This window comes from Nocardiopsis sinuspersici (assembly GCF_001998325.1).
GTDB lineage: Bacteria > Actinomycetota > Actinomycetes > Streptosporangiales > Streptosporangiaceae > Nocardiopsis > Nocardiopsis sinuspersici.
Genome location: NZ_MCOK01000001.1, coordinates 2,582,188 through 2,594,381, shown reverse-complemented (window position 1 = coordinate 2,594,381; position 12,194 = coordinate 2,582,188). Strand labels below are relative to the sequence as shown.

Sequence of the window (12,194 nt, the reverse complement as noted above, 5' to 3'; positions counted from 1 at the left end):
GTGCCCGGCGGGCGCCTGCGTGTGAGGGGCGAGGACCGCGGGCCCCGGCAACGCCGTCGGTGAGCGCCCGCAGCGCCCCACGTGCGCCGGATACGGCCGTGCCCATCCCACTGAAGAGCCCGGTCCTTTGGTCGAGTGTGGCGATGCACCAGGCCACGGGCCGTGTTCCCCGCATCCGGTCAGGACACACTCCACCACGTTCCCACCCACCGAACGCGACGAAGAACGGTCGGCGCAGGCTGATCAGGACCTTTTGTACTCGAGGTCCTTCGCGGCCAGTGCGTCGCCGAGGATGGCGATCGCCTTGGGACCGACGCCGTGGATGGCCAGCAGTTCCTTCTTCGAGTGGTCGGCCACCTGCCGGAGGCTGGTGATGCCGTTGAACGAGAGTTCGCGAGCGGCCGTTTTGCCGATCTCGTCCGGGAGATCCCCGACCGGACGTATGTCGGGTGTGGCTGCCATGGCGCTTCCTTCTGGTCGGACCACTGTGAACGCCAGAGTAGCGGCGACGGGCGTTCGAGCAACCGGACGAGATCCGCGGCCGGTTTTCGCTTCGAGGACGGCCTGGAGTGCACATCGCATCGGCCGCCGCGGGGTGGCGGACCCTCCCGATCATGTGAAGGGGAGGAGCCGAAACCGTCCGCGTCGGCGCGGACCAAGACTCCGAAACAGGACGGAATCGGTAGCCTGACCAGCGATTTCATCCGCTGGATGGTCCCCGGAACCCGCGCGGGGGTAGCCCCGGCTCATGACCACGACACGCAGTGAACAGGACACGGGCACCGTCACGACACGGATCGTCGACTACTACAACGGGCGCGAGCGGGCCTGGGTGAAGGAGGCGGTCCGGCTGCTGCACGCCGACGCCACGCGCTCGGCGGACACGCACGTCTTCCAGTTCCCGCTTCCCGCGGAGTGGGGCATCGACCTCTACGTCAAGGACGAGTCCGTCCACCCCTCCGGCAGCCTGAAGCACCGCATGGCGCGCGCACTGTTCCTGCACGCGCTGTGCACCGGGTGGATCGAACCGGACACGCACGTGTTCGAGGCCTCCAGCGGCTCCACGGCGGTCTCCGAGGCCTACTTCGCGCACCTCCTGGGGCTGAAGTTCACAGCGGTGGTGCCCAAGAGCACCAGCCAGGAGAAAGTGGACCTCATCAAGTCCTACAAAGGAGAGGTCAGGAACCCCGGAGCCGACGGTGACATCGAGAAGGAGGCCGCACGGCTGGCCAAGGAGACCCCCAAGGGCCACTTCATGGACCAGTTCACCTACGCCGAGCGCGCCTACGACTACCGGGACGACCACAACGTGGCGGCGACGATCTTCCGGCAGATCGCCGAGGAGCGCCACCCCGACCCCAAGTGGATCGTGGTGGGAGCGGGCACCGGCGGTACGAGCGCGACCATCGGCCGGCACATCCGCTTCAGCCGCCGTGACACCCGGGTGTGCGTCGTCGACCCGCAGAACTCGGCGTTCTTCCCCAACTGGACGGCCAACCAGGGCCACCCCAAGAGCCAGTGGCCCGAGGACCCCTCGACCTGGGCCAAGGGCAAGCCCTCCCACATCGAGGGCATCGGGCGTCCCACGGTCGAGCCCTCGTTCCTGCCCGCCGTCGTCGACCGGATGATCTCGGTGCCCGACGCCGCCTCGATCGCGGCCATGCGCCTGCTCCTGTCCCGGCTGCGCCACCGCGCGGGCCCCTCCACGGGAACCAACCTGTGGGGAGCGATGCGGATCGTCGCCGAGATGCTCTCCGACGGGGAGCGGGGCAGCGTCGTCATGCTCATGTGCGACCAGGGCGAGCGGTACATGCACAACTACTACGACGACACGTGGGTCGAGCAGACGCTCAAGCTGGACCTGGCGCCCTACACCAAGGCGCTGGAGGACTTCCTCTCGACCGGCCGCTGGAACGAGCCTTCGGCCGCCGCCGTTCCCGCGGCCAGGGGCGCCTGAGGAGGAGTCCGTGCCAAGGGCGGAGCGGAGGGGCGCCGGGAACACGGCGTCCCTCTGACGGTTTGCCCGCGGCACCGATGGTCTCTACCCGTGCAGGCGCTCCAGCGCCGACAGGACCACGCCGTCGGGGTCCTCCACCATCTCCTCCGCCTCGCCGGTGAAGGCGAGCACGGCGTCGAGGAACTCCCCGGCGGCCCCGGCCTGGCCGGAGCGCTCCAGCTCTTCCACCGTGTCAGCGGCGCTGTGCACCGCCCGGGCGTACTCGGCCGCCTGCTCGTAGGGCACCGGTTCGGTGACGTGCAGCGCGCCCTCGAACAGGGCCCGCAGAGCCTCCGGGTCCCGGGCCGCCACCGCCGCCCGTGCCTCCAGGGCCAGGGTGAGCGCGGGGGAGCGGTCGGCCTCCTCCAACAGCAGACCCACCAGCCGTTCGCGGTCGAGGGTGTACAGGTAGGAGGCGATGTCGGGCACCGGCGGCGCGGCACTGCCGTGCTTGCGTTCGTATAGGTGCACCAGGCCCACGGCGACCACGTGCTTGCAGCAGTTCCCCTCCTCGGCCCAGGGGCAGTCGCAGTGCCAGGAGAAGGCTCCCTCGGTGGTGAGCCGCACCCGGTAGCGGCGCCGTCCGCCGACGGCGGCGTGCACCGCTCCTTCGCTCGCACGCAGCCCCGACACCCGTCCGAGGTAGTCCGGTCCGCGGTCGAAGGACTTCTGGCCGGCCAGCTCCAACAGGTGCTCGCGTGAGAGTTCGGGCATGGGCACAGTGAAGCAGAGCGGTGCGGAAGGCGGGCCCGAACACGGAACTCCTGTCCGCTCACGTCTTCGGATTCCGGACGAGGGCCTCGATCTCCTCCCGCAGGGCCACCGCGGCCGGGTCGTCGAACTCCGCCAGCAGCTCCAGGGCCTCGGTCCGGTGCTCCCGGGCCCGCCCGTCCCCGTCCTCGTCCAGGGAGTCCTGGACGGCGGCCAGGCGGCGCAGGCACACCGCCAGGCGCCAGCGGTCGCCGCACCCGCGGTACCCGGCCGCGGCCTGCCGGAGGAAGCGCGCCGACTCCTCCCGCAGGTCCAGGGACCGGTACACCTCGCCCACACCCTCGAAGGACTCGGCCTCACGGCGCCGGTCGGCGACCCTGCGGTGCAGGGCCGCGGCGTGGTGGTAGGCGGCCAGGGCCTCGTCGTGGTCGCCGAGCCCGGCCTGGACGTGGCCCAGTTGCAACAGGGCGTAGGCCTCCTGGACGAGGTTGCCCGGATCCCTGGCCACCTCCAGCGACTCCCGGACACTGCCCAGGGCACGCTCCCGCTCGCCCAGCTCCCGCCAGGCCATGCCCAGGCAGGCCAGGGTGGCGAACTCGGTGATCCGGTCGTCGGTCTCCCGGTGGATCGCCACCGCCCACTCGCACAGGGCGACCGCCTCGCGGGGGTCGCCCAGGCGCAGCGTCACCGCGGCCAGGTTGCCCAGGGCGATGCCCTCCCACCGGCGCTCGCCGAGCTCCCGGGTCAGGCGCAGGCACTCGTCGAAGAGCTCCCGCGCCCGGTCCAGCCGGTGGGCGCGCAGGTGCACCAGTCCCAGGGCGTTCAGGGACATCGCCGCGCCGAAGGAGTCGTCCAGCTCCCGGCGCAGGGCCAGGGCGCGCTCGTGGTGGTCGAGCCCCTCCTCGGTCCGGTTGGCCTGCACGTGGGCCATTCCCAGGCTCTCCAGCAGCTCCGCCTCGGCTGCCGGGCGTGCCTCGCTCCGGGCCGCGGCGAGCCCGGTCCGCCCGGTGGCCTCCCACGCGGTCATCGGGGCGTGGAAGAGGTGGAAGTGGCGCAGCACGGTGGCCAGCCGCCAGGCGGTCCCGGCCATCCCGGCGGAGGCCGCGGCCTCGACGCAGGCCATGAGGTTGGCGTGCTCGCGCTCGAACCAGTGGAGCGCCTGGGCGCCGTCCCGGAAGCTCCGGGCCGCCGAGTCGGGAAGGTCCACCGGGTCCAGGTGGCGCAGGTGGGAGCCGAAGGCGCGGGCGGCCGCGTCGGCGGTGTGCAGGTACCACCGCAGCAGCCTGTCGAGTGCCTCCTCCCGGTCCCGCCGGGACTCCTCCTGTCGCAGTTGGGCCTGGGCGTAGGAGCGCAGCAGGTCGTGGAACCGGAACCGGTCGGAACCGGTCTGCTCCACCAGGTGCGCCCCGACCAGCATGTCCAGGGTCTGGCGGGCCTCCCGCGCCGGGACGTCGGCCAGCAGCGCCGCCGCCGTCGCGTCGAAGTCCGCCCCCGGGTGCAGGCCCAGCAGCCGGAACAGGCGCGCCGCCCGGTGGTGGAGCACCCGGTAGGACCAGGCGAAGACCGAGCGGACCGCGTGGGCCTCCTCCTCGTCGTCGGTCGCGAGGGCGTCCCAGAGCCCGGACTCGTCCCGCAGGTCCTGGATGAGGTCGTGCAGGGGCATGTGCGGGCGGCTCGCCGCCCGTTCCGCGGCGATGCGCAGGGCCAGGGGCAGGCGCCCGCACAGCCGGGCGAGCTCGGTGACCTCGTGCGGGGTGTCGCCGCCGCGGTGGCCGCTGGTCGCGTGCGTGAGCAGGTCCACGGCCTGCGCGGAGCTGAGGGTGCGCACCGTCAGGCGCTGGGCGCCCTGGCCCGCGACCAGGCCGGACAGGCGGTCCCGGCTGGTCACCAGCACCACCGAGTCCGAGGCTCCGGGCAGCAGGGGACGCACCTGGGCGGCGGAGGCCGCGTTGTCGAGCATGACGAGCACCCTGCGCTCGGCGAGCAGCGACCGGTACAGGGCCGCCCTGCTGTCCGTGTCGGGCGGCACCGCGTCGGCGGGCACCCCGAGGGCGCGCAGGAAGCGGTCCAGGACCTGTTCGGAGGCGGCGGGCGGCCCGGAACCGTACCCCCTCAGGTCCACGTGGAGCTGGCCGTCGGGGAACCGCGAGCGGACCCGGTGCGCCCAGTGCAGGGCCAGGGCGGTCTTGCCGACCCCGGCGGTGCCGGTGATGAGGTGGAGGGCGACCTCGCGGTCGCGGCCTTCGGACTCCTCGCCGCGCAGGCGGGAGCTGAGTATCTCCAGCTCGCCCACGCGGTTGACGAAGCCGTGCACGTCGGCGGGCAGCTGGCGGGGCACCGGCCCCGACGCGGACTCCGGCCCGTGGAAGTGCACCCCGCCGTGCACCTGCTCCGCCTGGACGGCGCGGCCGGACACCTCGCTGATCCACGACGAACGGCCGCCTCGGGCACCGGGACCGGGCTCTCGCCCGGGGCCGGCCCCGGGGGCGTCGCGATCAGGCACGGGGCGCCTCCGAGAGGGCGACCTCGCGGGGGAAGTAGGACTCCAGGGGTTCGGCGCCTCGGTACAGGGCGGCGATCTCCTCGCGGCAGCGCGCCGTGATCCCGGGGTCGGTGTGGCGCACGCTCCCGGCCAGCACACCGCGTTCGTCGTAGCGGATGCGGTAGGTGACCTCGTCTCCGAGGGTCAGTACTTCGGGGACCGTTCCCCGTCCCTCCAGGTGTGCGACGGCCTCGGGGCCGACCACCCGGACGTGCTCGCCGCACTGGGCCCGGACGTGCAGCGAGTGCAGTTCCCAGTGCAGGTAGGGGGTCAGCGGCCACTCCACGACCCGCACCCTCAGCACGCGGGAGCCCCTCCGTTCCAGGCCGGAGAACATCTCCACCAGCCCGCTCCGGTCCTCCTCCAGCATGCGGAGGGACTCGTGGACCTCTCCGGCCCGGTACCTCGTCCAGCTCGGGTTCCCGGGCTCGTGGAAGGCCTGGATCCGCTCCAGCTTCCAGGCGTCCGCTCCGCGCAGCGCCCCGAAGCGGTGCGCGAAGTCCTCGTCGTAGGCGTCCAGGTCCAGGAGGTCGCCCCGGAGGCCGGTGAGGACGTCAAGCATCCGGGATGTCCGCCTTCGCCGAGATGAGTACGTTGCGCGGGATGACGACGAGTCGCTCGTCGTCGTCGATGGCGGCCTCCGAGGGAAGCAGGTCGGCGTAGTGGGCGGTCAGGTCGCGGCCGATGACGGCGATGTCACCGTTCTCCAGTTCCCAGATGTCGGGGCACCCCTGGACGTTGTTCGTGTTGCCGAGCGCCTGCGGTGACCGGCCCAGGCGGCGGATCATCCGTGCGTCGGGGTCTGCCTCCCACGGACGTGTCATTGCTGTCCTTTCCGCGCACACCGAATCGGGGGAAGGTGTACTGAGGAGAAAATAACATGGCGGTGAATCATGTCCGGTAACTATTATGTGTCTGTTGGATGCGGTCGTGTGTGCGATGCGGAGTGTGTTCATGGAGTTCCGGATTTCATGTGGAATGCATCCGTTGATACGTGTTGATCAGGCTCTGACCTGCTGTGCCGTGATGGCATGGAGTTGTCATGGGTGACGTGCATGGAATGTTCGGGATGATTTCCTGGTGCACGTGAATATGCACAGGAATACGCACATGAATCGGCGGTGCCGACCTGTGGAATCGGCGCCGCCGAATTGCGTGAGCCATGCCTTTTCCCGGAACGGTGGACCTCGGATCCGCCGGTGCGCGAAAGAGGCCGGTTCGCTTTCCCCGGCCGGTCCGCCGCCGCCGTACTGTCTCCGGCGGTTCCTACGATGCCGCCATGGACACGAGTACGGATGTGTGGGCGGGAGTCCGCGAGCAGGTGTTGGAGCTGGGGCGGGCGCCGGGCGCGGGGGAGGTGTTCGGAGCCCGCCACCACGGCTTCGAGCTGCTGGACCCGCTGACGCACGGAGAACTGGCCGAGCTGGAGGGACAGTTGGGGACGCGGCTGCCCGCCGGGTACCGGGAGTTCCTGCTCCGGGTGGGCGCGGGCGGTGCCGGACCCGCCTACGGCGTCTTTCCCGTGGTCAGGGGGGTGGACGGCCGGTGGCGGTGGTACGGCGACGGCGTGGACCTGGCCGCGCCGGCGCGGCTGTCGGAGCCGTTCCCGGTCACCGGGCCCGACCCGGAGTCCCTGGCCGCACTGCGGGCCCGGGAGCCATTGGAGGAGGACTTCGAGGACGTCGAGGAGTTCGACAGGGTCTACGAGGCCTGGGACGCGCGCATGGGCGACCTCCTGTGGGCCGAGGACCGGACGGCCGGCGCGCTCTGCCTGTGCCATCTGGGCTGCGCGCTACGGCAGTGGCTGGTCGTGTCCGGCCCCGAGGCCGGGCGTATGTGGAACGACGCCCGTGTCGACGACGAGGACCTCCGGCCGCTCACCGGTGAGGACGGAACGCCCCTGACCTTCGTGGACTGGTACCTGGAGTGGCTGCGGGAGGCCTCCCGCGCCGTGGCGGTCCGGTCCTGACGGACGGGCCGCGTACCGCCCGCTCCCACGGGCGGCGCCTCGCGGGCGACGGAACCGGCCGTCTCAGGCGGGCGGGGCCGGGTCGGGAGGCGGCAGCGTCCTGGGCATCGGCGGGATGGGGCTGTCCGAACGCCCGCTGCGTCCGGCCTGGCGCGGCTCGCGGCCCTCGGCGACACAGCACAGGGCCTCCCGAGCGGCCAGACGGCCCGCCATCCGGAAGCTCTGTGGATTGGAGTCGTTGTCGTGCCAGACAGCGTCGCGCAGCACCACGCGGGCGGCGAAGAGGGGCCGATCGCCGCCCGAGTTCTCCCAGACTTCCCGCGCACCCTCGGTGAAGGCGCGGACGAACTCCTTCGGGAGGGGCTCCCCAGGCTCACGGCACCGGTCGGGCAGATCGTCGACGAAGGCGAAGGCCTCGCCCGTACCGTCGTCCCGCAGTGGTTCGAAGTCGGCCCACACCATGGCGAAGTAACGGGGGCAGGCCGTATGCAGCAGGTGGCGGACGAAGACGCCGGTGATCGGCCGTGGCAGTGGGCGCGGGCGCTCGTGGTCGGTGGACACGGGCTCTCCTGGGCTCGGGGAGTCCACAGTGTCCCCCGCGTGGTCGCTCCGCACCACCCGGTTTTCCGGGGTGCGTGCGGACCGCGCGTTCCCCGGCGGTTGCTTCGGGGAACGCGCGACGACGCGGTCCGCGCAGGGCGCGCACCCATCTCTCAGGCGTCCGGTCTCTCAGGCGCCCGGGCCGGCCACGCTGACCACCACCTTGCCCCGGATCCCACCGGCCTCCAGCGCCCGGTGGGCCTCGGCGATCTCGGCCAGGGGCAGGATCCTGTCCACGACGGGACGGACGGCTCCGGACTCGGTCAGGCGGGTCAGTTCGGCGAAGAGCTCGTGCCCGGGGTCGCCGCTGAAGAAGCGGACACGGCGCGAGCCGAAGACGGCCGAGGCGGCGATGTAGGAGAGCGAGGCGAGCATGCGCCCGCTGTCGAAGGTGATCGCCACGATGCGCCCGTTCCCGGTCAGCCGCCTGCGGTAGGCCCGCAGCCCGGTCCCGACCGTGTCCAGGACCACGTCGAACGGCGGCAGGTCGGCGGCACCGGTGCCGGCGTAGTCGAAGGCCTCGTCGGCGCCCAGCTCCCGCACGAAGCCGAGGTGCTCGGCCCCGGCCAGCGCGGTGACGTGGGCGCCGTAGGCCCGGCCGAGCTGGACGGCGACGCTGCCCACCCCGCCGCTCGCGCCCCGCACCAGCAGCCGCTCGCCCGGGGCGAGGCGGGCCCTGTCCCGCAGCGCGGTGACGGCCGTCGTGCCGACGACGGGCAGGGCCGCGGCCTCGACCAGGTTCAGGTCGGCTGGTGCGAGGGCCAACTGCCGGGGCGCGACGGCCACGAACTCGGCCGCGCTGCCGAACGTCCGGGGCAGCGCGCCCCACACCCGGTCCCCCGGCGCGAACCCGGAGACGCCGGACCCGGTCTCGACCACCTCGCCCGCGAAGTCGTTTCCGGTCCGCTTGGGAAAGCCCCTGTCGAGCAGCCAGGTCGCCAGGCGAATCCCGCCGGCGCGGCCCAGGAGCTCGCCGCCGTTCACGCTGGCGGCGTGGACGCGCACCAGCACGTCCCCGGGCCCCGTGTCGGGTCTGGCCACCGTGCCCTCGTACAGCACCTCCGGACCGCCGTACCGGTCGTACAGGGCCGCGCGTATCCGATCCACCGTTCAGGTCCCCTTCGTCAGCCACCGCACGACCACCCGTGCGGGTTCCCGTTCGTGCACGCTACGCCGAAAACGGAAGGACCCGTCCACTTCTGGCTAATGTGAGAGGTATGGCTGCCGATTCCTCTCGGATGGACCCCGACTCCACCGCCTCCGACTCCACCGCCTCCGACTCCACCGCCTCCGACACCACTGCTCCCGACCCCGCCGGCCCCGACACCGCCGCCGGGCCGGAGCGGCTGCGCTCGGACGCGCGGCACAACCGCGCCCGCATCCTCGAAGCCGCACGGGAGGCGTTCGCGGCGCGCGGCCTCGACGTGCCCATGGCCGCGGTCGCCCGCCGCGCCGGTGTCGGCGTGGCCACGCTCTACCGGCGCTTTCCCACCAGGGAGTCGCTGGTCACGGAGGTCTTCGCCGACCGGCTCGCGGACTGTGTCGGCGTCGTCGACGAGGCCCTGGCGGATCCGGACCCGTGGCGCGGGTTCCGCACCGTCATCGAGAAGGTGTGCGCCATGCAGGTGGCCGACCGGGGGTTCACCGCCGCGTTCCTCACCGAGTTCCCCGGGGCCGTCGACTTCGAGCGTGAGCGCATGCGCGCCGAACGGGGCTTCGCCGCCCTGACACGGAGGGCGCAGGAGGCCGGGTACCTGCGCGCCGACTTCGCCCGGACCGACCTCACCCTCGTCATGAAGGCCAACGACGGCGTCGTCGCGGAGTCCTCCGAGGCCGCGGCGGCCGCCTCCCGCCGACTGGTCGCCTACTTCCTCCAGGCCTTCCGGAGCGACCACACCACCTCGGCACCGGACCTGCCGCCACCGGCCCCGATCGGCCTGTACCGCTTCGACCTCCTGACGGAGGGCCGCTAGCGGGCTGACCGGACACGTCGCCGGTGTGACTGGAACGCTCCGACCCCGGATGATCTTGTACTTATAGCGAGGTTGGGCGCCCAAATGCGCTATAAGTACAAGATCACGGCTCGTGGGGCGACTGCGGCCACCGCGCTGGGACCCGCCGGGCGGTGCCGTCCCGCACCGTCCCGCCTGAGGGCGCACGCACCGTCCCCGCGTCCGGTAGCATTCCCGGCGATCCGTCTGATCTCCCGGCCCCTGGCGAGGGCGCCGCACCGCACCGATCCAGGCGCCCGAACACCCGAGGGTGGTTCCGGTTGTACGCAGGCACCTTCTCGATCGTCGCCTACGACACCGCCGTCAGAACGTGCGGTGTCGCGGTCAGCAGCCGGATGCCCGCGATCGGCGCGCTGTCGGTGTTCGCCCACGCGGACGCGGGGGCGGTCGCGACACAGGCGCTGATCAACCCGCTGCTGGGCACGGACGCCCTGGAGCTGCTGCGGTCCCACACCGCCGAGGACGCGCTGCGCCGGGTCCTGGGCACCGACCCCGCCGCGGACTCGCGGCAGGTCGCCGTGGTCGACCGGGGAGGTCGCGCCGCCGCGCACACCGGATCGCAGACGCATCCGTGGTGCGGCCACAGGGTGGGGGCCGGATACGCGGTGGCGGGAAACATCCTGACCGGCGCCGACACCCTCGACGCGATGGCGGAGCGGTTCGAGGCCGGTGCCGGGGACCGCATGGACGAGCGCCTGCTGAGCGCCCTGGAGGCGGGGCAGGCGGCCGGCGGGGACAGGCGGGGCAGACAGAGCGCGGCGCTGTACGTGCACACCGGCCATCCCTATCCCTACCTGGACCTGAGGGTGGACGAGCACTCCGACCCGGTGGCCGAACTGCGCCGGGTCCACGGGGTCGCCAGGCGGGAGTTGCTGCCGTTCGTGGAGGCCATGCCCACGCGCGCGCGTCCCGCGGGGAACTTCGAGCGACTGCTGGACACGGGCGACCACTGAGTCCGCCCCGAGGCCGACAGCGCGCCTTCGACGCGTTCGCGCGGCCGTGAACTTCCCGTGCGCTCGGGGCGTCGTACCCTCCTGTCCAGCCCGCGACGCCGCCGCCGCGGCGGCGTCGGAAAGAGGAGGCCACCAGCCCGTGTTCGGAATCCTGCGTCCCTGTCGGCACACACTGTCCGACGGGCTGGCCGAGGAGTGGATGTCGCACATGTGCGGGCTGTGCCTGGCACTGCGCGACGACCACGGCCAGGCCTCCCGGATCGCCACCAACTACGACGGGCTGGTGGTGTCGGTCCTGACCGCGGCCCAGTCCGAGGAGTGCGCCGGCACACGCCGGGCGGGCCGCTGCCCCCTGCGCGGCATGCGCGGGGCCGAGGTCGCCGACGGCTCCGGCGCCCATCTGGCGGCGTCGGTGTCGCTGATGCTGGCCTCGGCCAAGATCGCCGACCACATCGAGGACGGCGACGGCCCCTACGCCCGCCGCGGCGTGCGCGCGCTCGCCGGGCGGGTGGCCGAGCGCTGGCGGCGCGAGGCCCGGGAGGCGGGCGCGGGGCTCGGGTTCGACGGAGCCGAGCTGGTCGCGGTGGTCGACCGGCAGCGGGAGGCCGAGCTGGCGGCGGGCCCGGGCACCGACGTCCTGACGGTGACCCGGCCGACCGAGGAGGCCACCGGTGAGGCGTTCGCGCACACCGCGGTCCTGGCGGGCCGCCCCGCCAACGTCGAACCGCTGCGCGAGGCGGGACGCCTGTTCGGCCGGGTCGCGCACCTGCTGGACGCGGTCGAGGACCGCGAGGAGGACCGGGAGAGGAACGCCTGGAACCCGCTCACGGCCACCGGCACCGGGATCGGCCGGGCCCGCGAGCTGTGCGACGACGCGGTCCTGGGCGTCCGGCCGGCGTTGGAGGAGGCCGAGTTCGCCGACGACCGCCTGGCCCGCGCGCTGCTGGTGGGGGAGCTGCACCGAGCCGTCGAGCGCGCCTTCGCCCACGGCGGGTATCCGAACCCGGGCCACCAACAGAACGAGCACTACCGGAATCACCCCCACCGCCCCCACCACCAGCAGCAGTTCCACCAGGAGCGACGGAACGGGGGCGGGAGCCACGATGCGCCGCACGGCGGCGGACACGGGGACGGCTCCGGTCCAGGCGGGAACGGAGGCAAGGGCAACTGCTGTGCCTCCTGTTCGTGCGACACCCCCGAACTCCGGAGTTCGCCCAAGCCGCGGGGCGTCCTGGCGGGCTGCGCGGCCGCGCTGTTCATGTGCTGCACCTGCCAGTTCTGCTGCCGCGACCCCCACCCGGGGCCGTGGACGGGTAGGCCGCGTGACGCCTGGTGCAACCTCTGCGAGTGCTGTAGCTGCTGCGAATGCTGTTCCTGCTGTGACTTCTGAGGGTCTCCCACGGAAGCGGCC

General features: G+C 72.6%; 12 protein-coding genes. 5 read left to right on the top strand and 7 right to left on the bottom strand.

The window, feature by feature from the left end; all coding sequences use genetic code 11:
* Positions 1-243: 243 nt before the first annotated feature.
* Entirely contained in the window at positions 244-462 is a 219-nt protein-coding gene (locus NOSIN_RS11165) for a helix-hairpin-helix domain-containing protein (protein WP_077690673.1), read from the bottom strand.
* 286 nt (positions 463-748) lie between these two features.
* On the opposite strand from NOSIN_RS11165, the gene NOSIN_RS11160 reads away from it, so the two are divergent.
* The gene (locus NOSIN_RS11160; RefSeq protein ID WP_077690672.1) at positions 749-1,957 is read left to right on the top strand and encodes a PLP-dependent cysteine synthase family protein; all 1,209 of its coding nucleotides are present in this window, start codon (positions 749-751) and stop codon (positions 1,955-1,957) included.
* An 84-nt stretch (positions 1,958-2,041) separates the two neighbouring features.
* Here NOSIN_RS11160 and NOSIN_RS28005 read toward each other — a convergent pair whose 3' ends face one another.
* The 4 genes from NOSIN_RS28005 to NOSIN_RS11140 are packed head-to-tail and all read right to left on the bottom strand — an operon-like array spanning position 2,042 to position 6,073.
* Entirely contained in the window at positions 2,042-2,710 is a 669-nt protein-coding gene (locus NOSIN_RS28005) for an SWIM zinc finger family protein (RefSeq protein WP_077690671.1), read from the bottom strand.
* A gap of 58 nt (positions 2,711-2,768) precedes the next feature.
* Complete coding sequence (locus tag NOSIN_RS11150; RefSeq protein WP_309232686.1) at positions 2,769-5,210, bottom strand: ATP-binding protein; 2,442 nt, start codon at positions 5,208-5,210, stop codon at positions 2,769-2,771.
* A complete protein-coding gene (locus NOSIN_RS11145; protein ID WP_077690670.1) occupies positions 5,203-5,811 on the bottom strand; it encodes a DUF6879 family protein in 609 nt (202 codons plus the stop codon). Before NOSIN_RS11145 ends, NOSIN_RS11150 begins: the two co-directional genes overlap by 8 nt.
* A complete protein-coding gene (locus tag NOSIN_RS11140) occupies positions 5,804-6,073 on the bottom strand; it encodes a hypothetical protein (protein WP_077690669.1) in 270 nt (89 codons plus the stop codon). The genes NOSIN_RS11145 and NOSIN_RS11140 overlap by 8 nt, the downstream gene beginning before the upstream one ends.
* A gap of 455 nt (positions 6,074-6,528) precedes the next feature.
* Between NOSIN_RS11140 and NOSIN_RS11135 the strand changes: the two genes are divergently transcribed.
* On the top strand, positions 6,529-7,218 hold the full coding sequence (locus NOSIN_RS11135) for an SMI1/KNR4 family protein (RefSeq protein WP_077690668.1): 690 nt from the start codon (positions 6,529-6,531) through the stop codon (positions 7,216-7,218).
* A 63-nt stretch (positions 7,219-7,281) separates the two neighbouring features.
* Here the strand turns inward: NOSIN_RS11135 and NOSIN_RS11130 are convergent, their stop codons facing one another.
* The gene (locus tag NOSIN_RS11130; protein WP_171986580.1) at positions 7,282-7,779 is read right to left on the bottom strand and encodes a hypothetical protein; all 498 of its coding nucleotides are present in this window, start codon (positions 7,777-7,779) and stop codon (positions 7,282-7,284) included.
* A 168-nt stretch (positions 7,780-7,947) separates the two neighbouring features.
* Positions 7,948-8,916 (bottom strand): NAD(P)-dependent alcohol dehydrogenase, encoded by a 969-nt coding sequence (locus NOSIN_RS11125; protein WP_077693538.1) that lies wholly within the window; start codon positions 8,914-8,916, stop codon positions 7,948-7,950.
* Between the two features lie 119 nt (positions 8,917-9,035).
* On the opposite strand from NOSIN_RS11125, the gene NOSIN_RS11120 reads away from it, so the two are divergent.
* From NOSIN_RS11120 to NOSIN_RS11110, 3 genes are all read left to right on the top strand, one after another.
* Positions 9,036-9,791, top strand: a complete 756-nt coding sequence (locus NOSIN_RS11120; protein ID WP_227014381.1) for a TetR/AcrR family transcriptional regulator — start codon at positions 9,036-9,038, stop codon at positions 9,789-9,791.
* Between the two features lie 299 nt (positions 9,792-10,090).
* Entirely contained in the window at positions 10,091-10,783 is a 693-nt protein-coding gene (locus NOSIN_RS11115) for a DUF1028 domain-containing protein (RefSeq protein WP_077690666.1), read from the top strand.
* Positions 10,784-10,922: 139 nt separating this feature from the next.
* Positions 10,923-12,173, top strand: a complete 1,251-nt coding sequence (locus NOSIN_RS11110; protein ID WP_077690665.1) for a DUF5685 family protein — start codon at positions 10,923-10,925, stop codon at positions 12,171-12,173.
* Positions 12,174-12,194: the final 21 nt, after the last annotated feature.

What these genes read in the sequence shown, in the direction of transcription:
- NOSIN_RS11165 (WP_077690673.1), bottom strand. Translation starts at nt 462, where the DNA reads ATGGCAGCCACACCCGACATACGTCCGGTCGGGGATCTCCCGGACGAG.
- NOSIN_RS11160 (WP_077690672.1), top strand. Translation starts at nt 749, where the DNA reads ATGACCACGACACGCAGTGAACAGGACACGGGCACCGTCACGACACGG.
- NOSIN_RS28005 (WP_077690671.1), bottom strand. Translation starts at nt 2,710, where the DNA reads ATGCCCGAACTCTCACGCGAGCACCTGTTGGAGCTGGCCGGCCAGAAG.
- NOSIN_RS11145 (WP_077690670.1), bottom strand. Translation starts at nt 5,811, where the DNA reads ATGCTTGACGTCCTCACCGGCCTCCGGGGCGACCTCCTGGACCTGGAC.
- NOSIN_RS11140 (WP_077690669.1), bottom strand. Translation starts at nt 6,073, where the DNA reads ATGACACGTCCGTGGGAGGCAGACCCCGACGCACGGATGATCCGCCGC.
- NOSIN_RS11135 (WP_077690668.1), top strand. Translation starts at nt 6,529, where the DNA reads ATGGACACGAGTACGGATGTGTGGGCGGGAGTCCGCGAGCAGGTGTTG.
- NOSIN_RS11120 (WP_227014381.1), top strand. Translation starts at nt 9,036, where the DNA reads ATGGCTGCCGATTCCTCTCGGATGGACCCCGACTCCACCGCCTCCGAC.